The organism is Arhodomonas sp. KWT (assembly GCF_010993615.1).
The window spans coordinates 1-567 of sequence record NZ_WNXE01001053.1 but is presented as its reverse complement, the minus strand read 5'-3'; the positions used below and the strand labels follow the sequence as shown (position 1 = coordinate 567).

The following is a 567-nucleotide window of genomic DNA, read 5'->3' as shown; positions in this document are numbered from 1 at the left end:
TTCACGGGTGAGGGGCTACGGCCTGTGACCTTGCCGGCCCACGCTCCGGGCCCCTCTCCCTTCACGGGAGAGGGGCTGGGGAGAGGGGGTTCACGATCACCGGCCCTAGTCGAAGATCACCACCTGACGGATCGCCTCGCCAGCGGCGAGCCGCTCGAAACCCTCGTTGAGCTCATCCAGGCCCAGGCGATGGGTCATCAGCCGCTCGATGGGCAGCTGCCCCTGAAGCATCATCCGGGCAAACCGGGGGATGTCGCGCACCGGCACGCAGGAGCCGACATAGGACCCTTTGAGGGTGTGCTCATTCGCGGTCAGCGACACCGCGGGGATCGTCAGCTCCGCCTTGGGATTCGGCAGCCCCGCGGTGACGGTGGTGCCGCCCCGGCGGGTGACGTCGTAGGCGAACCTGAGCGCCGGCGCGGCACCGGCGACCTCCACGGCCAGATCCACACCGCCCCCGCTCAGCTCGCGGAGCTCCGCGACCGCATCCGGCGCGTTCGGGTCGACGGCATGGGTCGCCCCCAGTTCCAGGGCGAAGCCCCGCTTGTCCGCCGCCAGGTCCACGGC

1 protein-coding gene is annotated in these 567 nt (G+C 70.7%); it reads right to left on the bottom strand.

Going from position 1 to position 567, the window contains the following annotated elements; translation table 11 throughout:
- Positions 1-105 precede the first annotated feature (105 nt).
- Positions 106-567 (bottom strand): zinc-binding dehydrogenase (locus G7A99_RS24110; protein ID WP_163144604.1); only part of this gene is annotated, 462 nt, incomplete at its 5' end.